Origin of the sequence: Elstera litoralis (genome assembly GCF_000963705.1) — a bacterium.
GTDB lineage: Bacteria > Pseudomonadota > Alphaproteobacteria > Elsterales > Elsteraceae > Elstera > Elstera litoralis.
Genome location: NZ_LAJY01000753.1, coordinates 1 through 1,236, shown reverse-complemented (window position 1 = coordinate 1,236; position 1,236 = coordinate 1). Strand labels below are relative to the sequence as shown.

Below are 1,236 nucleotides of genomic sequence, written 5' to 3'. Positions count from 1 at the left end.
AAGCCTCGTTGTAATCGTAGGGCAGCGGTCGATAAAACTAGTCCTGACAGTGTATAAGAATGACCGCCGTTAATCACAATTTACAATTTTATGACTATTGCCATTCGCCCTTGCGCCGTGCGGTAGAATCTTTAAAAAGCCTATTTAGATATTCAGACGGTCGCCAATCTTCGAGGAGAGGGACGGCGCGTGCTGACGTTAAAAGGGTATCAGCCTGGGATGACCGCGCACAGGCAACGGCTTTGGCCAATCAAACTCTCGTTTTTGGCGCTGGTCGCCGCCGATGCCGTTGGCGTGTCGTTTCTGCCGGTTTACGCGCGGGGTCTCGGGCAGGTTTGGGGCCTGCTTTCGCCCGAAGCCGCCGCCGGTCTTCCCGTCTCGCTGTTCTGGTTGATGGTGGCGGCGGCGCAGCTTAGCGTACCGCTGTGGTTACCGGAACGCGGGCAGCGCGGTTTGACGCGCGCGGCGCAGGCAACGGTAAGCGTCTGCCTGCTGGGGGCCGCCCTCGCCCCCTCCGTCGAAGCGCTCATCCTGTGCCGGGCGATTGCCGGGTTCGCCTATGGCGTAGCGATGATCTTGGTGCAGGACGCGCTGCTGCGCGCCTATCCGCCGGAAGCGCGCACCGAGCGTCGGGCCTCTATCTTAGCTTGTTCTTCGGCGGCACCTTGGCCGGAACCCTGATCGGGGGCACGCTCGCCGCCGAAATCTTCTATCCGGCAACCCTCGCCGCCGGAGCCGCCCTCGCCCTCGCCGGATTGGTTCCCGCCAGATATCTGCCGGACGCGCGCGAACCCCGCCGCGCGGCGGTGAGTTTACGCCCCTTGTTCAGCAACCCCCGCTTTCTCGCCCTCGTGCTGCTGGCGGCGATTCCGTCGCGGCTGGTGATCGGGGCGTTCCTCTATTACCTCGTGCCGCTGCATCTGCACGATCACGGCTTTCCGGCGAATCGGATCGGCTGGGTGTTGATGGTCTACGGCCTCGTGCTGGTCCTGCTGGCAACGCCGATCGCCCGGCAGATCGACCGGCGCAACCGGCCTTTCACGTTTACCCTGCTGGGGTTGCTCGGCTCGGCGCTGGCGATGGCGCTGATCCCGCTCGGCGGCGGCGGGTTTGCGGTCGCCGTGGCGGCGGTGGCGACGCTCGGACTCGCCCAAGCGCTCGGCATGGCCCCGCAGGTGACGCTGCTGTTCCGCGCGACCGAACGGGAAATGGCGCAGGCGGGCCGCGCCCGGCTGC

General features: G+C 65.0%; 2 protein-coding genes. Both read left to right on the top strand.

Annotated features, from left to right (window positions below; genetic code table 11):
- Nucleotides 1–189: 189 nt before the first annotated feature.
- Nucleotides 190–681 carry an MFS transporter gene (locus VZ95_RS26195; RefSeq protein ID WP_198148421.1) on the top strand — a complete coding sequence of 164 codons (492 nt, stop codon included), beginning with the start codon at nt 190–192 and terminating at the stop codon, nt 679–681.
- Nucleotides 666–1,236, top strand: a 571-nt coding sequence (locus VZ95_RS19570; protein ID WP_232302763.1) for an MFS transporter, incomplete at its 3' end; no start/stop codon positions are given. The genes VZ95_RS26195 and VZ95_RS19570, both read left to right, overlap by 16 nt.